The organism is Psychrobacter sp. CX14 (assembly GCF_057396205.2).
In genome coordinates, this window is sequence record NZ_CM183187.1 from 2,543,853 (window position 1) to 2,567,469 (window position 23,617).

A 23,617-nucleotide genomic window follows, 5' to 3' on the forward strand; every position below is an offset into this window, starting at 1 on the left:
TACCCTTAGTGTCTTAACGCTCATTACTCTTTGAGTTTGGGCGGCGTGTGTTTTGACGGTGTCTTTTCATAGATATTGTCTTCGGGACGTCCATATTGATTGGCAGTCCAAGTTAATAAGAACACTGCAATACTTAGGATAAATATAGACACGGTAATAGTAAGAAGCAGCCAGAGATGGAAGGTATCTGAGACGGCTTGTACATCGACGACTAAATGGCGCGATAATGCGGTAATGGCAATATAAATCAAAAACTGTACCGGCAAACGATGCGTTTTAAAGTAAATACCAATCATCGCCAATAATTCGAGATAAATAAACAGCATCAAGATATCTTTAAGTGCCGCTTTGCCACTTTGGATAATCCCGACAAACTCACTGCCTGCTGCCCATATCACCACAAAACCAATCACTAATAGGGCAATATAATGACTGATATCTACCAGTATTACGCCAAATTGCTGTATCTTATTTTCCCATTCACTTTTTTGCCTCATTCCTTGGTACTCCTTTAATAATGGTTTGCTCTATAAAGAAGCAACGCCAACTGACTTCTTGACTTTCTAAAACGCAAAAGAGGCTCAATGTGAGCCTCTCCTTGCCATCCAAAACAGATTATTCGTTAACTAAACTGTATATTAACGAGCCATTAACCTAATGTTTTTAGTAAGTAGACGGCGTGAACTCATCACTCGCTCCTGCCCGCTCAACTGACGATTATACGTTAGCTGCTTTTTCAGCTGCTTCTACCGTTTGACGAATTAAGGTATTGATGGTCATTGGGCCCACGCCGCCCGGTACTGGGGTGTATGCTGAGGCGATAGACTCAATACCAGTCAGCTCAATATCGCCCACACCGCCATTGTCTGTCGGATGGAAACCAGCATCTACCACGATAGCGCCCTGCTTAATCCAATTTTTTTTGATCAGCTCAGGTACGCCCACAGCACCCACAATAATATCCGCACGGCCCACATGCTCGGCTAGATTTTGAGTGCGTGAATGGCAAATAGTTACGGTGCAGTTGGCATTTAATAGCATTTGCGCCATTGGTTTACCTAAGATAGCACTGCGACCAACCACAACTGCATTCTTTCCTGCAAATTCGATACCATAATGATCAAGCAAATACATAATACCTTGTGGGGTGCATGAACCGTAAGCAGGCTCGCCCATACTCATGCGGCCAAAGCCCAATGAGGTCACACCGTCTACGTCTTTATTTAAATCAATAGCATCAAAGCAGGCACGCTCATCAATCTGTTCAGGAACGGGATGCTGCAATAAAATACCGTGCACGTCAGGATTATTATTCAGCTCATCAATCTTAGCCAGTAGCTCCTCTGTAGTAGTACTAGCAGGCATTTCAACTTTGATCGATTCCATACCCACACGCTTACATGCATTGCCCTTCATGCGTACATAGGTAGCAGAAGCCGGATCATCACCGACCAAGATAGTTGCTAAGATAGGCGTACGGCCTGTCTTCTCAACAAGCCTTGCAACGCGCTGACTTAAGTCTTTCTCAATTTCTTTAGCAAGTGCTTTACCATCAAGGCGTGTAGCAGTAGCATCAGTCATTTCTGGCTCCATCATGTCAAAATTTGAAGAGATATTACTTAGAACCTGTATTCACAAGCTATAATTGGCTCTTTTTGCCTAAAACAAGCCACTACTTTGTTAAAATTCGGCTCGAATAGAATGACTATTCAACTCAATTTTGCCTCGTATTGTCTCATTTTATTCTAAAAATACCATAACTGTAGCTTATGAATACAGGTTCTTAAAAATAGTAATGAAAAAACTCGTTATCATAAAAGAGGTATCATGCGCCCCACTTTATGGGCAATATTGTACCCCATAAGGCACGAATAATCCGACCCACTTTTGTTGGATTACGTATTTTTCTTATTATTTTGACTCACCTCCATAGATTTTCTGCCACATTTGATTCATCTTTACTGCTCTGTTTATCACTTGTTTTTTAGAAAAATTTGAAATTAAGCGTATATTCCGTTAACCTATGTTGCACAACTGTTACTGTATATTTTTTGAACAATATGCAGTAAAGGTTAGAGCCATAAAGGCTGCATTACCGCCTTAGTATTCGCTCTAACACTCACGCGCAGCCCTCTTTTCATTGAGAGTAGACCGAAAATAACTCAATGCTAATAAGCAAGAGACCGCTGCGTTATCACAATATATAAACGCCTTGCGTTTGGCCGCTTAACGACAAGCCGCACGATGTTTGTCTTTGATAGTCTCTTTTGTCACTAGGTCTTGTTGCGCGCCTCGCATTATTCATATCCAAGCGTTTATATCTTTATCTTTTTGTCGCATTTGTTGTTTGGCTTGTTTGTAAGCGTACTTTCAGGCTAATAGCGTCGGGTGCGGAAGTAAAATATTACTGCGTTGGTATATGCCAGCCATTTAAGATACGACATAACGTGTTCATACAGCTTTGGTAGGTCTGATGCCAATACTTTTCGGTATGGTTTTGTCATGCCTGCCGTCTTTGGTTTGAGTTATCGCATTTGACTCACTGCATTTAGGTCAGTGAATACACTATATAAATAACATTTCAATATTGAGGATGGTGCACATGATTATATGTGAATAGGACTATTGTCATCCTTTTTTCCCTAATATATTTAAGGAGAATCGTTTGCAAGCTCAAGAATTGTTTCAATTTTCAGTCTGGACCATCATTTTGATGATGGCGGCTTTTTATGGAGGTACCTACCTGCTCTCCTTATTAATCAAAAAAGATAAGGAAAGCACTACCGGATTTATGGTGGCAGGTCACGGTGTTGGCTTTGGTATGGGTGCAGCGAGTATGACGGCGACCTGGATTTGGGCGGCCTCATTCTATGCAGCGGCAACCTCTGGCTATAAATATGGCCTTTCAGGACCGATTCATTATGGTTTCTGGGGTGCATTGATGATTTTATTCATCTATCCCTTTGGTATGCGCTTTCGCCAACTGGCCCCAAACGGCCACACTTTAGGTGAGCTCATCAAAGCGCGTCATGGATCATCAAGCCAATTAATCTTAGCAGTCTCCAATTTAATGGGTAGTTTAATTAGCTTGATGGTCAACTTCACTGCCGCCGGTGCCCTAGTTTCGGTGTTATCACCGTTATCTTTCCAAACGGGCGTGATGATTGCCGGTCTAGGTGTTTTAAGCTACACCTTGAGCTCAGGCTTTAGAGCTTCGGTATTTACCGACTTTGCTCAATTAGTGGCGTTAATGGCAATCGGTGTGGTAATTATTCCTGCCGTTTTATTTGCCATGGGCGGCCCTCAAGCCATGGTTGATGGCTTACCAAACTTGACCGCGCAGCAGCAGGATTTCTTCTCCTCTGAAGCCTTCTTCCAACAAGGTGCGCCTTATTTTGTGGCGGTACTGGCTTATGCTATTGGTAACCAGACTATTACTCAGCGTCTGTTTGCTATAGATAAAACCAAGATTAAATCGACATTTGTGACGGCAACGGTCGGCTATGCCGGTATTGTTATCGGCCTGGGTATGATTGGTCTAATGGCATTAACGGTGGGTATTGAGCCATTAAATGGTGATATGAATAATCTTATCCCGCAAATGGTGAGTACTTACCTACACCCTGTCTTTATTGCGCTGTTCTTTATTCTAGTCATTGGTTCATTGTCATCGACCGCTGACTCAGATTTATCTGCCTTATCGACTATTATGATGGCGGATGTGTATGCCAAAAACATCGCAAAAGGCAAAGCCGATCCTAAGAAAATGATGATTGTGGGCCGTGCTACTATGATTATCGCTACGGCAGCCGGTCTAATCTTTGCCAGCTTAAAGCTCGATATTTTAGTTATGCTGGTGTTTGTCGGTGCGTTATGGGGCGCGGTGGTATTTCCTGTTATCTCCAGCGTATTTTGGGATAGAGTTACTAACCTTGCGTTTACCGCTGCGGTTATCGTTGCGCTTATCTTCTTCTGTATCGCGCGTTTCGAGCTATTGCCTATCGAGGGTGGTGTTGCGCTGATGTTTGAAGTTTTTGCCAGTGTTGGCGCCGCTGTGGTTATTGGGTTAATGGTATTTGGCTTCTTAGGTCGCACCTTAGGCATGATTGCCGCCGCAATTACTCTAGCCTTGATGCTGTTCTTCGCGCTAGGCTTCTTACGCCAGTATATGGTGCTAACTGCCTCATTAACGGCTTATGGCGTGAGCACCATCGTATGTATCGCACTAAGCTTGTTAAACAATGAGCGTTTTGATTTTGACTTAATCAAGCAGCGTGTCGGTGATTATGACAAGACACCTGCACCAAAAGCCAACTCGTAACGCTTTATTAAATGTACTAAAGCCTATTAACTTAATAACTTAATAACTTAATAACTAAGGAGAGATGATGATGAGTACCTTTGCTTATGGTCTCTATATTCTCATTTGGCCGGCCATCACCTTGGCTGTGCTGGTGGTGATTTGTACTGCTACTTACCGTGATATCAAAAAAGCCAAAGATGAAAATCGTAATATCGTATAACGGGCTTTAACTCTATCAAAATATCGCCAATTTTTGTGGTTTAGCGATATTTAGCCGACCTAATCCGCAAGACAAGCGTATTGGGTCGGTTTTTTGTATGGTAAACTCGCCACAGTAGAATTATTTTAAAATTTATGTAGATAGTTCTTGTATTTTAATTTTTATTTGATATTATAGTTCACCTCAAATGGCTGGGTGGCAGAGTGGTTATGCAGCGGATTGCAAATCCGTGGACGCCGGTTCGATTCCGACCTCAGCCTCCAAATTTGATCTAAAACTTTTAATTAAGTTGAAGAAAAAAGTGTTGACGAATATTGATTTTATGATAATATACGCGCACTTACAGAGTTCACTACCAAGAGCTCAAGTATAAAAAGTTTTGCCCGGGTGGTGAAATTGGTAGACACAAGGGATTTAAAATCCCTCGATCGCAAGATCGTGCCGGTTCAAGTCCGGCTCCGGGTACCATATTTAAGTTATAACAAAAAAGGCTTCCAAGCAATTGGAAGCCTTTTTTGTTTTTGTGGATTTTTATTTGCTCCTACACTTTGACCACTTCTTGTTATTACTTACTTTATGAAATCTCGTAAAAAGTAACTTCGGGATCAAAATCATCGCCAATAATTTCAACGACAAAATATCTATTGGGATATTGCTTTATTAGATAATACTCCCCATTGTTTTCTATTAATGTAGCAATATTCATTAATGTTGTCTCCTGGCATCAAATCCGTATACCTAGGGCGAATATCTTAGATTAACACACCAAGTGTAACGCTACGTAATAGGTAAATATCTCGATATTTACGGCATTATTTTCCCTGTCTGACTGCGATTTATCTTATTTTTATCATCATTTTCAAAAATGAGGACACGCCCTAAAACAATTGAGGACACGCCCTAAAACAATTGCGATAAAAAAGAGCTGATATTTCAGCTCTTTTTTATCGCAATACGTTAATAATTGACTGACTATATTAGCAGAACGTATCTGTCGGTTTGGGCACTGATAGTCCAAACATCGGACGTAAGTACAATGCTAAGAAAGTACCTGCCAGTGCTAACACGCCCCAAATATACCCATGCAAACTAAAGGAGGCAATACCGCCAAAATATGCGCCAATATTACAACCAAACGCCAAGCGTGCGCCATAGCCCATTAATAAACCGCCAATCACAGAGGCTGCAAAGTTACCTGGAGTGATTTTGGTAAATTTAAATAAGCCACCAGCTGCTGAAGCAATAAAGGCACCTAGAATAATACCTAAATTTAATACAGTGGTTGAATCTGCAAAAATAGACGCTTGCAGAGCCGCTGCATTATTGCCCTGCCAATATCCCCAACTTGCCACATCGACACCCAATCCGCTGGCTATTTTAGAGCCCCAAAGCGCAAATGCTGAGGTGATACCCCAAGGCTGACCACGGGTCATTAAGGTTAAAGCATTTAATACCGCTAACACAATGGCAGCGGCAAATATTGGCCATGAACCGCGGAAAATTCTTTTCCAGCCTCTCTCGGTAGGTAGAGGCGCCATTTTAGGGGCATTCTTTCTCTTCTCGACCACCCAGCTCATCCAAGTAATAAGGCCAAATAAGACCAATGACACCGCCCAAGCACCGCCATAGCCAAATCCTGTCGAGGTGGCAAGTGAGTACGCGCCCAGTGAGGGCATTTCTTCTGTCCAAAATAGCAGATGATAGGCACCAATCGTTGCACCAATAATAAAAAACAGCAGAGTGATAAACATCACTGATCGGCCGCCGCCGACAGCATAAAGAGTGCCTGACGCACAGCCACCACCCAACTGCATACCGATACCAAACATAAATGAGCCAACCAGTAAGCTGACACCCACTGGTGAGACGTAACCTGCAACCGGCCCTCCAAAGAAGCTAATACCATACGCCAAAATAGGCGCAAATAAAGTCACCGCAATTGCCAACATCAGCATGTGTGAGCGCAGCGCTTGACCATTACCCACAGACGCAAAGCGTCTAAACGCTGAGGTAAACCCAAAACGTGCATGAAACAAGGTATAGCCAAACAGTAAGCCAATCACCAATAATATAGACTGAGCAATAGGCTGAGTGACCAGTAAATATACCAATAGCGCAAGCCCAACAAGGCTGGCGCCGCCGATTAAGCCTTTCTGCAGTGGATTCAAAGTCAGGTCGTCTACAACCTCTGGACCACGCGCATCATTGACCGGCTGAACTCTTGTAATCGCCATGAAACTGTCCTTTTTACAAGCCCTATGACCACAGGGCGTCAGGATGGATTAAATGTCTATCAATGGTAGGATAACCACTAAATTCAAGGGCAACCCCCTGATTATTTGGTATTAATTGACACTGTGCCCCAAGGGGGAAGCTTTGTTTAGCGCTGACATGCCCGAACGGTAGACCTAGATAGACAGGTAATCCGGTCAGTCGCTGCAACTGCTCGATAACTTCATTCATATTATATCGGGCATCATAGCTGTCCTCGCCTGTCCTACTAAAGGCGCCGAATACAATAGCTTGCTGGTTTTTGAATGCGCCGGCAAGATATAAGCTATAAAGCATACGCTCGACTTGATACGGCTGCTCGCCCACATCTTCTAAGAACACAATACCACCTTCTGGCTTGGGCATATAAGAACTGCCAGCCAGCGCTGCGACCACACTTAGATTTCCGCCCCATAAGATACCGGTTATTGGATTGACTTGAGCAGAATTACGTTGCTGCGGCAACTGTATAAGCAGATTGGGATTGCTAACTGCCTCAACAAAGCCTTGCGCACTGATTTTGTCCGGCTGCGTTTTACCAAATTCACTATAGAGCATCGGCGCTGCCAAACTACTCATGCCACCTTGGGCTAATAGCGCACATTGCACCGCAGTGACATCACTAAAGCCGGCCAATATCGTGCCTTTATCTTTCATTACTCGGCCAAGGTTTTGCCAATCTACATGCTCAAGCAGCCGAATAGCGCCATAACCACCACGTACCGCAAGTAACAGCTTAGGGGCCTCTATCGTCCCAGTAGCAATATTTTGTAAATCGCTGATACGCTGCTGATCAGTACCGCCGAAACGTAAATATTGACGTCTTGTGACCTTTGGGTTTTGAATATCAAATCCTGCACAAGTCAGCCTTTTTAATCCCAACACATTGCGTGCTTCATCGACGCCCGTATTGGAGCTTGAAAATATACGTGTCGGAATACTTGGCACCGCGCAATTTGCGAAGGTGTTTTTTATATCAGTATGATTATCATCAGCATAACGAGTCATATCTACCGCCGTATTAGAAGCTGAAGGATGGACTATTGACAAGGCTGTATTAGAGCCATGTGCCAAACTGGCACTGCCCAAACCAAGCGCGGTCAATGTCAAAAACCGTCTACGATTCATTGACCTACTTCTCATTGACTTGCCCTCTAACATTGATTTCATTGGATCGTTATTATGATTGGTTTGTATTAAATAGAGATTGTCACGCATGGTTACCTCTTTAGCAGCGTCTTTAGCGGCCCATTATAACGCCTTCGTTATAACTTGTATCATTTCTCAAACCCAAAACCTACTGTCGACTGCGTTATAATAACCAAAGCAAAAAATGCCAGTGTGACATCAATAATTTGCTATAAAAGCAGCGAACATTGTTATATCACAATCCAAATTTCCTTCAACGCTAGATGGCCTGTTAAAGCGGCATCTTGATGCGTTTATTTGTTGTATTTATTAGGATTTATTATGAGTTATACATTTAATCGTACCTTCCCTCACACACGCTTACGCCGCTTACGGCTGAACGACAACGTTCGCGCCATGATTCGTGAGGTTGAATTACTGCCCAAGCATTTTATCGCCCCAGTTTTTGTCTTAGAGGGTGAAAATCAGCGTGAAGCCGTTGCCAGTATGCCAGGCGTTGAACGCTTATCCATTGATTTATTGATAGAATACGCAAAAGAGCTATTGGCTGAAGGCGTGACCACAGTAGACATCTTCCCTGTGATTGATGCAAGCTTAAAAACCGAAGATGGTAGGGCTGCTTACGATCCAGACGGACTTGCCTGCCGAGCAGTGCGCGCATTGAAAAAAGAAGTGCCTGAGATGGTGGTTATGACCGACGTGGCGCTTGATCCTTACACCTCACACGGTCAAGACGGCCTGCTTGATGAGACCGGTTATGTGATCAATGACGAAACCGTTGATGTATTGGTCGAACAAGCCTTGGCTCACGCGCGCGCTGGTGCAGATATTATCTCGCCAAGTGACATGATGGATGGCCGTATCTTAGCCATTCGTGAAGCTTTTGAAGCAGAAGGCTTTGTGAACACCAGTATCATGGCCTACTCTGCAAAATATGCGTCTGCTTATTACGGTCCTTTTCGTGACGCAGTCGGTAGCGCTGGCAATTTAAAAGGCGGCCACAAAAAGCAATATCAGATGGACTTTGGTAACCGTGCAGAAGCGCTACACGAAGTGGCGATGGATATCAATGAAGGCGCAGATATGGTGATGATTAAGCCAGGTCAGCCTTATCTTGACCTAATCCGTGAAGTCAAAGATACCTTTGGTGTACCAACCTTTGCTTATCAAGTATCTGGTGAATATGCGATGCATATGGCGGCTATTCAAAACGGCTGGTTAACTGAGGCGGTTATTTTGGAGTCGCTGATCGGCTTTAGACGTGCCGGCGCTGATGGCATCTTGACTTACTTTGCGTTAGAAGCGGCTAAGCAGTTAAACGCGATGAAGTAATTCGCTGATGTTAAACAGCTGATATCAAACATAAAAAACCCCGTAAATTTACGGGGTTTTTTATTAACGTCTAATCGTCTATTCACTAACAGCCAATGATTAGCCTAGATTAGAAACGTTTTATGTAAGAGATACCATATACCCATGGGTTGATTTCTACTTTACCGATATCTTGACCATCTAATTCTACGTCTGGCTCAAGATCGATGTAACGTGCATCAACACGGATCGCTTCAGTTGGGTTCATTTTGAAGTCAACGCCAACGTGACCAGCAACGCCCCAGCTATCATCAATATCTAAGTCACTGCCACCATTGTAGATTTTCTCTTCAAAGAATGCAGTGTAGTTTGCACCCACGCCGATAAATGGTTTTACATTCTGATGGATGTTATCAAAGTGATACTGTAATGATAAAGTTGGTGGTAAATGCTGTGTTTTAGCTTTGATAACATTACCATTGCCATCTTTTAAGTCGATGTCATGATGGAATGGGATGGCCGCTAACAACTCAATACCGAAATTATCCATTGGAAAATATTCAGCAGTAATCGTTGGACGAACATCAGAATCTACATCGACATCTAATGCGCCATTTAACAAACTACCATTATTGCTTTTTGGATCTACGTATGCGGCACCGGCACCTAATGTCCAAGTACCTGCAGTTTCTGCCATAGCAGTCATGCTTAAACCCGCAGTTAGAGCAGCTACAAACAATGCTTGACGTTTAATCATAGTATCCTCAACTTAATTTAAAATAGTAAAAGCGCAATAAAGATTTCAATTAAAATCACGCTTATAGATTAACTACAAACAGTTAGTTTCTTTCTACTTTCTAACTGCTCTAGAGGTATTATATTAAATAACCTTATCTCTTGTAAGGTTTTTTTACAATAAATTGGAAACTAGGTAGTCGTTTTTGTTAATCGGATCGTAAAAGGCTCTGATTAACTTGTAGAGTGATTTTTTGACCGTTTGAATGCTGATTTTTCATTGTGCTAAATCAGTTGTGATTTCATCTTTACACCCTATAATAACCCCTCCCGATCGCGAAATCTGCATAACCTCGATATAAATACAAAAGGTGTACCATGAGCAAGCTAAATCCCAAACAACAAGAGGCCATGACCTATGTATCAGGCCCCCTCCTCGTTCTAGCGGGTGCAGGCTCAGGTAAAACCTCGGTGATTACACAAAAGATTGCCTATCTTATTGAGCAATGCAACATTCCCGCTGAACGCATTACCGCAGTGACCTTTACTAATAAAGCAGCTCGTGAAATGAAGGCGCGTGTTACTACTTTAATGCCAAAAGAGAAGACGCGCGGACTGACCGTATCGACCTTCCACCAATTTGGTTTGCAGTTTTTGCGTTATGAGCTATTGCACACGCCTTTAAAGGGTAACTTCTCTATCATGGATGCCGATGACAGCAAGCGTCTATTGATGGAGCTTATGATGCGTGACAACTTGTCAGGTGCTGAGAGTCGTGAGCTTGTAGGCAAAGCCATTAAGTTTATCTCTGATTGGAAAAACGATCTGATTGAGCCTGAAAAGGCGATGGAGACGCTTGACGATCCAGAAGATATGATTTTTGCCACGCTTTATGCGTTATATGAGCGTAATTTGCGCGCTTATAATGCGGTTGACTTTGATGACTTGATTGTGTTGCCAGCGAAAATATTGCGTGAAAATGCACAGCTGCGTGATAAATGGCAAAATCGTATTCGCTACTTATTGGTGGATGAATATCAAGATACCAATACCGCCCAGTATGAGCTGATTAAACTGATTGTCGGTCCGATGGGTAAATTCACCGTTGTGGGTGATGATGACCAATCAATTTATGCGTGGCGTGGCGCGCGTCCTGAAAACATGGCGCTACTAAAAGAAGATTTCCCTAAGCTTAAAGTAATTAAGCTTGAGCAAAATTATCGCTCTACCAACCGTATTCTAAATGCCGCAAACACGGTTATTATGAATAATGAGCATTTATTTGACAAAGCACTGTGGTCAGAAAAGGGGCAAGGTGAGAAAATCCGCATTATCAACTGCCGTAACGATGACGATGAAGCCGAACGCGTTGCCAAAGAGATTGTCACCCATAAACTGCGCTTTGGTAATGAGTGGGAACAGTATGCGGTGCTATATCGCAGTAACTTCCAAGCGCGTATGCTAGAGGCACAGTTGCGTCAACTACAAGTGCCTTATAAGTTATCTGGCGGTCAATCATTCTTCTCGCGTAGTGAAATTAAAGACGTCATGGCCTACCTGCGTCTTATCTTGAACCCAGAGGATGACAGCGCTTTCTTACGTATTGTGAATACGCCAAAACGGGGTTTGGGTCCAGCGACCTTAGAGAAGCTTGGCTTATTCTCACAAGAGCACAGTATCTCACTATTGGCAGCCTGTACTCATGGCGGCTTGGGTCACGTGCTACCTCGTAAAGCGTATAGCACCTTAAAAGAGTTCGGTGACTTTATCGAGCACTATACGCGTGAGCTTGATCAGCATCCAGACCCTGTACCACTGGTGCGCCAGATGATTGACGAGACCGGCTATATCGACTTTGTACGTAGTGACTCCAAGACTCCGCAACAAGAAAAGGGACGCTTGGATAACATCGAAGTGCTGTACACCAGTATTCAAGCCTTGATTAACCGTGCCGAAGACGACGATGACAAGACCATTGATGCGGTGATTCGCAAGCTGGTACTGCTTGATATGCTCGAGCAGCAGCAAGAAGAAGAGAACACCAATAAGGTGAATCTGATGACCTTGCACGCGGCCAAAGGTCTAGAGTTTGACTTCGTATATATCATGGGCCTTGAAGAAGAATTGCTACCTCACCGTAACTCCATTATTGGCGAGACCATTGAAGAAGAGCGGCGTCTGATGTACGTGGGTATTACTCGTGCCCGCCGCGAGCTTATCTTAACCTTAGCTGCTCAGCGCCGCGGTGGTGGTCAGATGCGCACCACGACTCAAAGCCGCTTTTTAGAAGAGTTGCCAGAAGAGCATTTAGACTGGCCAGCCAATGCCAAAAAGAAAAAAGCAGAGCGTGATCCTCAGGTGGTGGCCAATGAGTATATGGCCAATATTAAAGCGCTACTTAAGAAGAAATAGCCATACTCAATGCGGGAATCAATGACAAGATTATAAGCATAATTGAGAACCAACTTCGCTTACTTTATCTAATTATCTTGCTGACCCACGCGTGTAGAGCGTGTAGAGAATGCTCGGTCTCTGCACGCGACTATTTATTAGCTAAGACTCGTGGCTTGCGCTGTGGCTAATTCATCTCTTTTGTTAATTCTTTCTTAGTGTAATAGACAAATTCAGACTGACACACCCTTTAAAGCTATATATTATCTGTATTTGCAAGGATTGAAGGCCATGAATCAAAAAACTGCCCTTTTTGTGGTGAAAAACACCTCTGTACACGACAAAAAAAGCTGACTAAGGACAAGACATAATAGTAATTTTTCTCACGAACCACACTATGCCAAACCTTAATCAGCTCATAAATATATTATCGCAAAACCTAACCATGAACAAAGTAAGACTGACCTGTTTAGCCTTAATTATTCTAGCGATCATACAAGTACAAAGCAGTAACCTCAAACAAATAGTAAGAGGATTTATTAAAGGTAGGACAAACAGTAATTACAGACGGCTACAACGCTTCTTTGCACAAGTCGACATAGACCAAGACCAGACAGCCAAATTCATCTATCAACTCTTTGACTTAGACAAAGTCATCATCATTACGTCATCTATCTCATCATGAAACGTTTATGTTAGCCAGAGTCGTTCCCGTATATGGCGTTAAAGTTCGTCTATTTGCAAAGCGTGATACTGACAATGATTATGTCATTGTAGCGACCAATAATTTATAGCATACGGATGCTATGGCACTTTATGGTAGACGCTGGGAGATTGAAACCTTGTTTTCTTGTTTTAAAGGACGAGGGTTTAATCTTGAAGATACGCATCTTACACAGTTGGATCGAGTGAGTAAGTTAGTTGCGGTTTGTGCGTTAGCATTTTGTTGGTCATATCGTATTGGGATTAAGGCTGTACAGCAATATCCTAAAAGACGAAAGCTTAAGAAACATGGTCGACCCCAACAAAGTTTTTTTGCTATTGGTTTGGATGTTTTCATTGATGGTTTGCATGCGTATTTCTTTGCTGGTAATCGACGTGTTTTGAGATGTTGGCCAGTTATTTGTCTCCTAGTCCACGACCTTTAAGGCTTTGAGCGTTTTTATCGTGTACAAAGGTTAGACCTATAAAAGATTGGCGTACATCCACATAACGATACTATTTTCAGTCCTTCTCCTTAATAATTGTCTTAAAGCTTACCAATAATTTCCGTTACTATAAATGTTTTTATGGAAGATTAACTCTATCTTTTGATCTTTTATACTATTATTGCCGATAAAGTTAGAAATCTTTATTCACACTAATAAGCCATTGTAAATTATCTCTAGAATAAAACCCCTCCATATTACTATCAATATTTAAGTAACTGACATTTAGGTGTGGTACAAAGCCCTTATAGTTCAGCCTGTTATGCCAAACCTCACCCTGCACACGGTATTCATTATCTTTACGCACAAAGTCATAAACGATGTTACCTGGGGCATCAAACTCCCGCTTACTATAATTAACATTTAAGCGTGTGCGTAATCCATTGGCAAATCCATTGATACTACCTAACGATATGCCACGCCGTTTTGATGATTTTTCCGCATTAATGACACTATCATCACTCCAATTTAGTCCACCATATACAAGCCAAGTTGGCGCAATAGAATACATCAGCGTACCCGTAGCACTTAGCAAATGCCCATCATATTGTTTTGAAATCGCATCGCGCGCATAGTCTTTATTGCTATAGCCTATTGCTAAAGCGGTACTGAAATTGGCATTTAAACGTTGGCTACTGAAGATTTGCAGCCCTGTGATGGTATTATATTTGCTACCCTCTAACCAGTTTTGCTCAGCAAATGGCAATATAGTAATGCTACGGTTAATATCTTGATATTTATAACCTGCTTTTAGTCGAATACTTTGCTCGTTATAGTCTCGATTGTCCCAATAATGTATCCCGTCAGTAGACAACTCCATACTCATAAAATGATTGCCATTTATGTTGAGATCTCGGTTAGCCCCTATCCCATAACGTATACCATGGGCACTTTTAGGTAAGCTGTCATCTGTTTTCGTCCACTGTTTGCCATTCCAATCTATCACTTTTGCACTGGCAGCATTATTGACATTATCATTGGCTTCATAATGAAATGTCACATCAGGTTGCCAAGCTTGGCGTTTATCAATTTGCTGTAAATAGTACTCTGCTGTTTGCTGCATCTGCGAATTAAGATACGGTTTAGCAGTGGCTATTTCAGTTTTAGCTTGGTTATATTGTTTGTTTTCAAACAACATGACTCCTAAATCAAAGCGTGGATAATGTAAGCTGGCATCGGTATCGACAACTTTTTGATACTCAGCAATGGCTAAATGGTGTTGTCTTTGTGAGCGGTACCACGCCCCTTTTGCATAATGATATAACAGCGCATCATAATTGGGTTGTTCGATGTAGTCATCAAGCAGTGCTGCTAATGCTGACCAGTTGTGCGCTTTTATGGCCTCAGTGATGCTTGCCTCCAACTCACTGATTCTTGGAGCGTTACCCTCAAACGAACTTGTCATCTGTAGATTATCTTTGCTAGTTTGTATTTGTGTCGGCGGTGCAACTTGTGTAGGGCTGACTGTATTGGCTATTGTATCTAATGGCGAATGAAAAGATACAGGCTCTTTTATTTCAGTATCTTTGAGGAAGTTTGACTCAGACACAGCGGACTGGGCAAAAGTGCTTACCGCTACAGATAACATGCTGCCACATAATATAAAATGCCTTACGTAATAGTTGGTTATGAAGTAAAATCTAAACCCAGACATATATATTCAACCTGTTATGCAAGATAATATATTGATTGTTTCTCATAGTGTTACTCTATAGGGGCATCGTCAGACCTATAAGAGTAGCCAGATAGGTATCATAATTTGAGAAAGACTAGGACGTGTCTTGATTGACAATTTATTAGCTAAAAGTTGACACTTTAACAAAAAACCATCTGAGGGTTGCTGCCCCAGATGGTTTTTAATTAGGCATAGCTATGCGTTTGCAAAGGCTTTTAGCATTGATTATTTCTTAGTACCACTGAATACGACATCAATGTCATTACCTGTGTTTTTCATATCGACAAAGCCTGCAATTTCTTTAGCTTGATCACCAAAAAAGCCAAGCTGATAGCTACCTTTTTGATCATTTTGCACGGCGTCCCCAATAATACCAGAGCCTTGTATCTTTTGCCCATCCAAGGTACTGGTATGGTTAATATTTGTAATGCTGGCTTGTTTGAGTTGAATATTGCTTAAACGATCTGCTCCGGCAATCTCACCAGAACCTTTTTTCTGTTCAAAGTCAACATTATAGGACAAGCTGCCTATAGTGTAAGCAGGCGATTTGGATTGAGCGTCTGTTTGGTTTCGTGTCCACGCCACACCAGTATAATTGGCACTGCCCTTTGTGGGTAGTGTTTTACTCATTTCCCCTTTTAGCAACAAGTTATCGCATTCTGTTGTACAGGGAGTAAAATCCTCTATTTTTTGGTTATTTATAGTGTGTGACAATGGCTCAAGTACACCAACAATAGAATATTGTTGCTGGTAGAGATACGCTTTTCTATTAGCTTCTACCTTAGCGGTTTGCAATTTTCCATCTTTAGTGTGGTCAATATTAAATTTTTCCTGAATATTGGTAACTGTCACTGTAGGAGCTAACAAGGTATTGTTTGCTCCTACATCTTTTAGGTCAACTTTATCATTTGAACGATAAGTTTTATCGCCTATGCTGATTTGATAGTCTTTTAATTGTAGGTTATCTTTTACGCCTAATTCCGTTTTAGCAATGACTGCCACGTTAGAAGCTGCCTGTTGTTGTAAACCTTGGGTATCAAGGGGCTTTGATACCAATGGTGTTTCTGTTAGGCTTTCAACAAAGCGGTTTGTGCCGCCGCTGCTACTACAAGCACTCAGTATTGCCACGATTGATATTAGGGGTAATGTTAATAAAAGTTTTTTATGCATTTAGTATCTCCTGAAAAAACAAACTATTAAATTAATATTAAATATGAGTAATGCAATTTAAATTAATAGCGCATATTTACTTTGTCTATTCCTAAGTTAAATTCTATATTAATTCTAAATTTTATTTAACAGTGTTCTTTACCTTTCTAATCTAGTGATAAGCTATTGTTATATTATAACCTTATTATATATCAGGTATTTAAGTTTAACAATATTGTAATAAATTTAGATGATTAAGAAGGTCAAAAGTTATAGAGTTTAACGCTGTACACGATAAAAACGCTCAAAGCCTTAAAGGTCGTGGACTAGGAGACAAATAACTGGCCAACATCTCAAAACACGTCGATTACCAGCAAAGAAATACGCATGCAAACCATCAATGAAAACATCCAAACCAATAGCAAAAAAACTTTGTTGGGGTCGACCATGTTTCTTAAGCTTTCGTCTTTTAGGATATTGCTGTACAGCCTTAATCCCAATACGATATGACCAACAAAATGCTAACGCACAAACCGCAACTAACTTACTCACTCGATCCAACTGTGTAAGATGCGTATCTTCAAGATTAAACCCTCGTCCTTTAAAACAAGAAAACAAGGTTTCAATCTCCCAGCGTCTACCATAAAGTGCCATAGCATCCGTATGCTATAAATTATTGGTCGCTACAATGACATAATCATTGTCAGTATCACGCTTTGCAAATAGACGAACTTTAACGCCATATACGGGAACGACTCTGGCTAACATAAACGTTTCATGATGAGATAGATGACGTAATGATGATGACTTTGTCTAAGTCAAAGAGTTGATAGATGAATTTGGCTGTCTGGTCTTGGTCTATGTCGACTTGTGCAAAGAAGCGTTGTAGCCGTCTGTAATTACTGTTTGTCCTACCTTTAATAAATCCTCTTACTATTTGTTTGAGGTTACTGCTTTGTACTTGTATGATCGCTAGAATAATTAAGGCTAAACAGGTCAGTCTTACTTTGTTCATGGTTAGGTTTTGCGATAATATATTTATGAGCTGATTAAGGTTTGGCATAGTGTGGTTCGTGAGAAAAATTACTATTATGTCTTGTCCTTAGTCAGCTTTTTTTGTCGTGTACAGAGAAAAAAACACTAAAAAGAATAGTTATAAATCAGGGAAACAGCAGTGCAAACGCCTTGTTTGTAATCGACAGTTTTTAGGTGGCAAAAGGCTCAACAATACAACTTTGTAGCAAGAATATACTCAAGGTAAACAGACCTATAAACAGCTTGCTAATAAGTATGGCTGTAGCATAAAGACCATACAAAGGCGACTAGATACTATTGAGATAAAGCTACTTAATAAGCTACCTACTCGTGCAAACATAGTGATGGACACGAGCTACTTTGGTAGAACGTTTGTTAATGGTATTTATTGACTATACAAGCAAAGCTGTATTGGTTATTCACTTATAGAGAATTAGATGACCTAAACATTCCAAATACAATCAATTCTTTAGAAGGTTTGTTTAGTGCGTCAAAACGACAATTAAGTTATCATAATGGGCTTAATAAACAACGTAAGCTTAAGCTTATTAAGAACTTTTTAATGACATACTCTGCGCGGTAGCCTGAATTTTGTCCATTACACCTAATTCTTATAGTTTTCGTACTTTTTAAGACCCTTTAATGATGCACAATTCTCAAGCAGTCCGTGATTTCTACGATGAGGCTAACACTATTTTCGTATATGGGTGTCAATTACAAAACGAACTATGGTTAGCGTCTAGAAATGGCAAATATGGTTATGTTAATCAACATTATGACATCATTATTGACTTTAACTATGAGGATGCTGCCCCATTCTCTGAAGGATTAGCTGCGGTTTCGGTTAATAATCAATATGGATATATTGATAAGCATGGCAATGAGGTTATTGCTTTTAAGTTTGACTATGCCGAGTCGTTTAAAGACGGCCAAGCTTTAGTCTTCGACAATTTTCGTTATTACTTTATCAACGTCAGCGGCGCTGTCGTTTCGACATATAAGCTGCAAAGTTATGTTGAATTTATAGACAGCTTAGCAATTTTTGAGAAAAATGAGAAGTACGGCCTGATAAACCAATCTGGAGATATCGTTATTGATGCTAAATATGATGGTATCACCAGCTTCGCAGAAGGGCTGATTGGTGTCCAAACCATTAAGTACAACAAAGATGATGTTGATATTCTATATGGCTATATCAGTCTTGACGGTGAAACTGTCATACCCCTTGAATATGAAAATGGCTATGCGTTCTCACAGGGACTCGCTCCTGTTAAAAAGCAGGGTAAGTTTGGCTTTATAAATCGCAAAAACGAGGTCGTCATCCCTTTCAAATTCGATCACGCTAATGCCTTTTCTGATGGCAATCTGGCTCGTGTTAAGATCGGTGATCAGTGGGGCTTTATAGATTTAAATGGCGAATTAGCCTTCCCTCTTTATGATAATGTAAGCCTGTTTCGTCATGGTCTAAGCTCCGTGAGAAAACAGGGTAAATCCGGTGTCATCAATACCGCAGGTGACACTGTCATAGCTTTTGAATTTGATATAGCCTATTTTGACTTTATTGATGGATTAGCTAGAGTCAACAAAAAGGGTAAATGGGGAGTCATCGATACGCAAGGCAACACCATCATTCCCATAGAGTATGATGAGATTGACTATTTCAGTGAGGGGTTAATTGCCGCCAATAAAAACGGAAACTGGGGCTATTTAGACCATCAGGGTAACGTGGTTATTGCCTTTGACTACCAAAGTGCTGCTGCTTTTGTTGCCGGTTTGGCACCGGTTCAGCTCAATGACAAATATGGATTTATTAATCGCAAAGGCGAGCGGTTTATTGCGTTTGTATATGACATGGCCTACTGCTTTGAAAATGGGTTGGCAGCCGTTGAGCAAGAGGGTATTTTAGGTTTTATTAACACATCTGGAAAGCTAGTCATCCCTTATCGGTTTTATTTGGTGGGTCACCAATCCTATGGATTAATTCAGGTTAAAACCTTGGATGATGACTGGATAAAGCTCAATTTTCAAGGTCATACAATGACCACTATAAAGACGCAAGCTTTTTGTTCAATCCACTCATTACTGGGTTTAAAAATTTATTAATACTCGCTGTTAATAGCCAATAAAACTTAACGCCTTGTCGCTTAATATTGTAAAATAACCCTAAAATGGCAGGAGTCACTCCTGTCATTTTTGTTTCTACTATTAATCATCCAATCTACTACCACGAATCATCCAATCTACCACCACAATCAATTCAATTAGGGGCGCGTATGTCGAGTAATACTGAGCACACATCCAAGCAAGATATTCCCCCTGAAGGTTACGACCGCGCCGAAGATAAGCTGATTTATTTGCAGACCTTGGTCTCTGATAATGACTTGACGCTTATGGCTTATTTTTTGGAGGAGCAGTCTGAATATGAGATTGCTAACCTACTAGAATCTTTCCCAAGCGATGACCGTAAGCTCATTTGGCAACAAGTCCCGATAGAGATTAAAGGGGAAGTACTGGCCGAGGTTGAGGATGATATCCGTCCGTCATTGATGGAAAATATGCAAGCCGGCGAGATTGAAACCCTTGCCGAGGACTTGGATGCGCAAGACATTGCTGAGATTCTAGACACCGTTGATGACAAGGTGCGCTCTGAGGTGATGTCGAATCTTGATGATGACATTCGACTACAGGTCAGTCAGCTAAATACCTATGAAGAGTATGAGGTCGGTGACTATATGGACCCCGACACCATTCAGATTCAAGGCAATATTACCCTAGAACAAGTTCAAAACTGGCTGCGTCAAGACGAAGATCTGCTTGATGACCAGTCCCAAGAGCTAATTGTGGTCGACAGCAGTCATCAGCTGTTAGGTCTGTTAAGCTTGGTGGACTTGATTAAATATCCGCAGCACTCCTTGGTTGAGCAGTGGATTGACCCCGCGGTGACCATTAATGATCGGATGGATATTCAAGATGCTGCTGCGGTATTTCGCTCATCAGATATCCGTTACGCCCCTGTCGTCAATAGCTTCGGCGAGCTTGTCGGTCAGCTCAACGCTGAAGATATTATGGAAATTATCCAAGATGACGTCGACAGCACTATGAAGCACTTAGCTGGTGTGAGTGATGAAGAAGAACTGTTCGCGCCCATCTTGCGTAGTGCCAAAAGCCGTAGCGTGTGGCTCGGTATTAACTTATTAACAGCCCTACTCGCCGCTTCGGTAATTGGTCAGTTTGAAGAAGTATTGGCGCATGTGGTAGCGTTGGCAGTACTGATGCCAGTGGTTGCCAGTATGGGCGGTATCGCTGGGAGCCAGACTTTGACCGTAGTAATCCGCGGTTTAGCGATGGGTCAAATTGGTGGTTCTAACCGAATCTGGCTATTGAACAAAGAGCTTTGGGTCGGTGCATTAAATGGCATCATCTGGGCGATTATCATGGCTGTAATTGCTCAGTTCTGGTTTCACACGCCGATGATTAGCCTAGTTATTGGTCTTGCGATTGCTATTAATATGACCGCTGCCAATGTGGCCGGTATTAGTATTCCATTAATGTTAAAGCGTATGGATATCGACCCTGCCCTATCGGCCTCAGTGATTTTGACCACAGTGACTGATATTGTCGGCTTCATGTCATTCTTAGGCCTAGCAAGTTTGCTTATCTTATAATCTAGCCTCTACACTTATATTATAAAACCAAAGTATTATAAAACCAAAGGATAGTCATGAATTCTGTACAAGTAAAAATCTTAAACCCCAAAATCGGTAACGACTCAAACTTTCCACTACCGACTCGTGCCACTGACGGCTCAGCCGGTATTGATTTGCGAGCGTGCATTGATGAGCCGGTCACAATTAAAGCCGGTGAAACTCAGCTAATTGGCACTGGCTTGGCCATTTATATCGCTGATCCGAACTATGCCGGTATCATCCTACCCCGCTCAGGCTTGGGCCATAAGCATGGCATCGTGCTAGGCAACTTGGTTGGTCTGATTGATGCCGACTATCAAGGCGAGCTGATGGTGAGTGTTTGGAACCGTAGCGACAGCGACTTTGTGCTAAATCCAGCGGAGCGTATGGCGCAATATATGGTGGTGCCGGTGGTGCGTCCTGAGTTTGAGATTGTCACCGAGTTTGATGAGCAAAGCGCACGTGGTGCGGGCGGTTTTGGTCATTCGGGGCGTCATTAACTATTAGTTGATGTAGATATTAAGCTGAGCGAACATCTATTGATCAATATTATTATACATATCATCGATTCATGTGAGCACCCTGTTTCAGTAAAGGAATCAGTTGGTACGATGACCATTATTTAAGCGCTGTCTCTGTTAATATTATCGAGGTAGCATTATTATATTTGCTATAAAAACAGATAATGGTATACAGTACTATGCACATTTTAAGCATCCATGTTTAAATATCCTGTATAGTTTTATTAGATTTATTGTTGGAGCTTTAACGTGCCCACTCACCCCTTTGCAAAGCAGCGTGTCTTATTTAAAGCGTATGATATCCGTGGTGACAGTCAATTATTCACGTCCGATTTCATTGATGCATTAAGCCATGCATTTGTCCAAAATTTAGTGGATGCAGTCGCGGCTAACACCGTTGTCATCGGCTATGACATGCGTCATCACAGCGAAGCCATCGCTGAGCAGCTCGCCCTTTGCTGCCGTCAGCGCGGTATTGAGGTCATTTGGTTGGGGTTAGTGACCACGCCCATCATGGCGTATTGGGCTAATCAATACCAAGGGCATGGCGTGATTGCCACTGCCAGTCATTCTGAGAGCTACATCTGCGGTATTAAATGGCTCATCTCTGGAGAGTCTCCGAGCAGCGAGGATATTTTAGCTGTCTATGAAAAGTTAGAAGCATATCACTCACTAAATCCAGATAACTCATTAACCCCTGACCAGTCAGGAACTAAAGAAGCACCGCAACAAGTTCTGCCTTATCAACATATCAAACGCGCTTATAGCAGTAGTGCCTTTGATGCCTTAGGCAAATTGCGTCAATATCAAAACTTGCCCGCCCTTTTGGCTAATGCTATTGATACCAATATTGAAAGGGGTGTAACCTCAGACTCTAATACAGTCAAACCATTAAAAATCGTGATTGATTGCTTAAACGGAGCAACCGGTTTATACGCTCAGACTCTGTTTGTACAACATACCTCGCTACTCTCTGATGTGATTGTGCTTAATAAAGCCCCCGATGGTAATTTCCCCAAAGGCAATCCGGACCCTATGGAAGCTGGCCGTTTAACCGAACTTAGTGCAGCAGTCATCAAATACAATGCTGATATCGGCCTTGCATTTGATGGCGATGGCGACCGGCTTATGGTGATTGATAATCTGGGCAATTCAATTGCACCCGATCATCTGCTCTATTTGTTGGCGCGCGTCTGTATTGAGGACTACCGCTCTGTATCATCTCAGTCATCTCAAACCGATGGTAATAACGACTCGAATGAAAATCTAACAGTTATCTTTGATGTAAAATGTACCCACCATTTGCCAAGACTGATATCGGAGATGGGCGCACAGCCGCAAATGAGCAAAACGGGTAGCAGCTTTTTGCGCCGTACGCTACAAGCCAATCGTGATAAACCGCAAAACACAACGTTGTTTGCCGGTGAATTATCGGGACACTTTTTATTCAATGACGGTTATTTCTTATTACACGACGATGCCATGTATGCAGCGCTACGTTTGATTAATTGGCTACAGTATCAACAATATTTAGAGAAAGAATCCAATCTGGCGCAGATTATTGACAGTTTACCGAAGATGGTCAGCACGCCCGATGTCTACTTGCCGCTGACGGCGTTTGATAATAATAATGATCCTGATGAGCGCCCTATTTTAAATAAACTACGCAAACTGTGCTCTATTTTGCAAAGCAATCGCACTGAACTGCCAAATGACACGCGTCTTACCTGTATCGATGGTCTGCGCTTGGATTTTGCCCATGGTTTTGGAATAATAAGACCATCGAATACCAGTAACAGCTTAACGGTACGCTTTGTTGGCGACTCCTTGTCTGATCTTAAAGGCGTACAAAGATACTTTGTCAAACTGTGCCGATTTATTAATAATGATTTGGCAAATCAAGTGGCCAATATTAGCGTTCAAGCGCAGCACCCTTAACCTTACCTAATGTTGAATCTGGTAC

The 23,617-nt window shown here is 41.9% G+C and carries 19 protein-coding genes and 2 tRNA genes; 11 read left to right on the plus strand and 10 right to left on the minus strand.

Features of this window, described 5'->3' with window-relative positions; genetic code table 11:
* Positions 1–23 precede the first annotated feature (23 nt).
* From AC2SLO_RS09870 to AC2SLO_RS09880, 3 genes are all read right to left on the minus strand, one after another.
* Complete coding sequence (locus tag AC2SLO_RS09870; protein WP_486542831.1) at positions 24–497, minus strand: phosphate-starvation-inducible protein PsiE; 474 nt, start codon at positions 495–497, stop codon at positions 24–26.
* A gap of 220 nt (positions 498–717) precedes the next feature.
* Entirely contained in the window at positions 718–1,581 is an 864-nt protein-coding gene (gene folD / locus AC2SLO_RS09875) for a bifunctional methylenetetrahydrofolate dehydrogenase/methenyltetrahydrofolate cyclohydrolase FolD (RefSeq protein WP_486542829.1), read from the minus strand.
* A gap of 794 nt (positions 1,582–2,375) precedes the next feature.
* Positions 2,376–2,504 carry a hypothetical protein gene (locus AC2SLO_RS09880; RefSeq protein ID WP_486542827.1) on the minus strand — a complete coding sequence of 43 codons (129 nt, stop codon included), beginning with the start codon at positions 2,502–2,504 and terminating at the stop codon, positions 2,376–2,378.
* A 176-nt stretch (positions 2,505–2,680) separates the two neighbouring features.
* On the opposite strand from AC2SLO_RS09880, the gene AC2SLO_RS09885 reads away from it, so the two are divergent.
* From AC2SLO_RS09885 to AC2SLO_RS09900, 4 genes are all read left to right on the plus strand, one after another.
* Positions 2,681–4,321 carry a sodium:solute symporter family protein gene (locus tag AC2SLO_RS09885; RefSeq protein ID WP_486542960.1) on the plus strand — a complete coding sequence of 547 codons (1,641 nt, stop codon included), beginning with the start codon at positions 2,681–2,683 and terminating at the stop codon, positions 4,319–4,321.
* Between the two features lie 70 nt (positions 4,322–4,391).
* Entirely contained in the window at positions 4,392–4,523 is a 132-nt protein-coding gene (locus AC2SLO_RS09890) for a putative transporter small subunit (protein ID WP_486542825.1), read from the plus strand.
* 189 nt (positions 4,524–4,712) lie between these two features.
* Positions 4,713–4,786, plus strand: a tRNA-Cys gene (locus AC2SLO_RS09895).
* Positions 4,787–4,904: 118 nt separating this feature from the next.
* Positions 4,905–4,991, plus strand: a tRNA-Leu gene (locus tag AC2SLO_RS09900).
* 106 nt (positions 4,992–5,097) lie between these two features.
* Here the strand turns inward: AC2SLO_RS09900 and AC2SLO_RS09905 are convergent.
* The 3 genes from AC2SLO_RS09905 to AC2SLO_RS09915 all read right to left on the minus strand — a co-directional run bounded on the left by AC2SLO_RS09905 (position 5,098) and on the right by AC2SLO_RS09915 (position 8,012).
* Complete coding sequence (locus tag AC2SLO_RS09905) at positions 5,098–5,229, minus strand: hypothetical protein (protein ID WP_495637072.1); 132 nt, start codon at positions 5,227–5,229, stop codon at positions 5,098–5,100.
* A 271-nt stretch (positions 5,230–5,500) separates the two neighbouring features.
* Positions 5,501–6,757: a YeeE/YedE family protein gene (locus AC2SLO_RS09910; protein ID WP_486542823.1), complete on the minus strand. Its 1,257-nt coding sequence runs from the start codon at positions 6,755–6,757 to the stop codon at positions 5,501–5,503.
* 22 nt (positions 6,758–6,779) lie between these two features.
* Complete coding sequence (locus AC2SLO_RS09915) at positions 6,780–8,012, minus strand: LD-carboxypeptidase (RefSeq protein ID WP_486542821.1); 1,233 nt, start codon at positions 8,010–8,012, stop codon at positions 6,780–6,782.
* A gap of 252 nt (positions 8,013–8,264) precedes the next feature.
* Here AC2SLO_RS09915 and hemB point away from each other — a divergent pair, with 252 nt between their 5' ends.
* A complete protein-coding gene (gene hemB, locus AC2SLO_RS09920; protein WP_486542819.1) occupies positions 8,265–9,275 on the plus strand; it encodes a porphobilinogen synthase in 1,011 nt (336 codons plus the stop codon).
* A gap of 109 nt (positions 9,276–9,384) precedes the next feature.
* Here the strand turns inward: hemB and AC2SLO_RS09925 are convergent, their stop codons facing one another.
* Positions 9,385–10,011 (minus strand): OmpW/AlkL family protein, encoded by a 627-nt coding sequence (locus AC2SLO_RS09925; protein ID WP_486542817.1) that lies wholly within the window; start codon positions 10,009–10,011, stop codon positions 9,385–9,387.
* A gap of 356 nt (positions 10,012–10,367) precedes the next feature.
* Here AC2SLO_RS09925 and AC2SLO_RS09930 point away from each other — a divergent pair, with 356 nt between their 5' ends.
* Together AC2SLO_RS09930 and AC2SLO_RS09935 are read left to right on the plus strand one after the other, a co-directional pair.
* On the plus strand, positions 10,368–12,401 hold the full coding sequence (locus AC2SLO_RS09930) for a UvrD-helicase domain-containing protein (protein ID WP_486542815.1): 2,034 nt from the start codon (positions 10,368–10,370) through the stop codon (positions 12,399–12,401).
* Between the two features lie 785 nt (positions 12,402–13,186).
* The gene (locus AC2SLO_RS09935) at positions 13,187–13,528 is read left to right on the plus strand and encodes a transposase (RefSeq protein WP_486542813.1); all 342 of its coding nucleotides are present in this window, start codon (positions 13,187–13,189) and stop codon (positions 13,526–13,528) included.
* A gap of 193 nt (positions 13,529–13,721) precedes the next feature.
* On the opposite strand, the gene AC2SLO_RS09940 is transcribed toward AC2SLO_RS09935, so the two are convergent.
* The 3 genes from AC2SLO_RS09940 to AC2SLO_RS09950 form a co-directional block, all read right to left on the minus strand.
* Positions 13,722–15,176 carry a surface lipoprotein assembly modifier gene (locus tag AC2SLO_RS09940; RefSeq protein WP_486543883.1) on the minus strand — a complete coding sequence of 485 codons (1,455 nt, stop codon included), beginning with the start codon at positions 15,174–15,176 and terminating at the stop codon, positions 13,722–13,724.
* Positions 15,177–15,488: 312 nt separating this feature from the next.
* Complete coding sequence (locus tag AC2SLO_RS09945) at positions 15,489–16,433, minus strand: factor H binding protein domain-containing protein (RefSeq protein WP_486543882.1); 945 nt, start codon at positions 16,431–16,433, stop codon at positions 15,489–15,491.
* Between the two features lie 291 nt (positions 16,434–16,724).
* On the minus strand, positions 16,725–17,066 hold the full coding sequence (locus AC2SLO_RS09950; protein WP_486542813.1) for a transposase: 342 nt from the start codon (positions 17,064–17,066) through the stop codon (positions 16,725–16,727).
* A gap of 1,023 nt (positions 17,067–18,089) precedes the next feature.
* Here AC2SLO_RS09950 and AC2SLO_RS09955 point away from each other — a divergent pair.
* From AC2SLO_RS09955 to AC2SLO_RS09970, 4 genes are all read left to right on the plus strand, one after another.
* Positions 18,090–19,550, plus strand: a complete 1,461-nt coding sequence (locus AC2SLO_RS09955) for a WG repeat-containing protein (protein WP_486543643.1) — start codon at positions 18,090–18,092, stop codon at positions 19,548–19,550.
* A gap of 170 nt (positions 19,551–19,720) precedes the next feature.
* On the plus strand, positions 19,721–21,112 hold the full coding sequence (mgtE, locus tag AC2SLO_RS09960) for a magnesium transporter (protein ID WP_486543644.1): 1,392 nt from the start codon (positions 19,721–19,723) through the stop codon (positions 21,110–21,112).
* Positions 21,113–21,168: 56 nt separating this feature from the next.
* Complete coding sequence (dut, locus tag AC2SLO_RS09965; RefSeq protein ID WP_486543645.1) at positions 21,169–21,633, plus strand: dUTP diphosphatase; 465 nt, start codon at positions 21,169–21,171, stop codon at positions 21,631–21,633.
* Between the two features lie 270 nt (positions 21,634–21,903).
* Entirely contained in the window at positions 21,904–23,592 is a 1,689-nt protein-coding gene (locus AC2SLO_RS09970) for a phosphomannomutase/phosphoglucomutase (RefSeq protein ID WP_486543646.1), read from the plus strand.
* The last annotated feature ends 25 nt before the right edge of the window (positions 23,593–23,617 follow it).

Excerpts from the sequence above, each read along its gene's own strand:
- dut (WP_486543645.1), top strand. The coding sequence starts at position 21,169 with ATGAATTCTGTACAAGTAAAAATCTTAAACCCCAAAATCGGTAACGAC.
- AC2SLO_RS09945 (WP_486543882.1), bottom strand. The coding sequence starts at position 16,433 with ATGCATAAAAAACTTTTATTAACATTACCCCTAATATCAATCGTGGCA.
- AC2SLO_RS09890 (WP_486542825.1), top strand. The coding sequence starts at position 4,392 with ATGAGTACCTTTGCTTATGGTCTCTATATTCTCATTTGGCCGGCCATC.
- AC2SLO_RS09950 (WP_486542813.1), bottom strand. The coding sequence starts at position 17,066 with ATGGCACTTTATGGTAGACGCTGGGAGATTGAAACCTTGTTTTCTTGT.
- AC2SLO_RS09940 (WP_486543883.1), bottom strand. The coding sequence starts at position 15,176 with ATGTTATCTGTAGCGGTAAGCACTTTTGCCCAGTCCGCTGTGTCTGAG.
- AC2SLO_RS09915 (WP_486542821.1), bottom strand. The coding sequence starts at position 8,012 with ATGCGTGACAATCTCTATTTAATACAAACCAATCATAATAACGATCCA.
- folD (WP_486542829.1), bottom strand. The coding sequence starts at position 1,581 with ATGACTGATGCTACTGCTACACGCCTTGATGGTAAAGCACTTGCTAAA.
- AC2SLO_RS09910 (WP_486542823.1), bottom strand. The coding sequence starts at position 6,757 with ATGGCGATTACAAGAGTTCAGCCGGTCAATGATGCGCGTGGTCCAGAG.
- mgtE (WP_486543644.1), top strand. The coding sequence starts at position 19,721 with ATGTCGAGTAATACTGAGCACACATCCAAGCAAGATATTCCCCCTGAA.
- hemB (WP_486542819.1), top strand. The coding sequence starts at position 8,265 with ATGAGTTATACATTTAATCGTACCTTCCCTCACACACGCTTACGCCGC.
- AC2SLO_RS09905 (WP_495637072.1), bottom strand. The coding sequence starts at position 5,229 with ATGAATATTGCTACATTAATAGAAAACAATGGGGAGTATTATCTAATA.
- AC2SLO_RS09925 (WP_486542817.1), bottom strand. The coding sequence starts at position 10,011 with ATGATTAAACGTCAAGCATTGTTTGTAGCTGCTCTAACTGCGGGTTTA.
- AC2SLO_RS09880 (WP_486542827.1), bottom strand. The coding sequence starts at position 2,504 with ATGACAAAACCATACCGAAAAGTATTGGCATCAGACCTACCAAAGCTG.
- AC2SLO_RS09930 (WP_486542815.1), top strand. The coding sequence starts at position 10,368 with ATGAGCAAGCTAAATCCCAAACAACAAGAGGCCATGACCTATGTATCA.
- AC2SLO_RS09935 (WP_486542813.1), top strand. The coding sequence starts at position 13,187 with ATGGCACTTTATGGTAGACGCTGGGAGATTGAAACCTTGTTTTCTTGT.
- AC2SLO_RS09955 (WP_486543643.1), top strand. The coding sequence starts at position 18,090 with ATGATGCACAATTCTCAAGCAGTCCGTGATTTCTACGATGAGGCTAAC.
- AC2SLO_RS09870 (WP_486542831.1), bottom strand. The coding sequence starts at position 497 with ATGAGGCAAAAAAGTGAATGGGAAAATAAGATACAGCAATTTGGCGTA.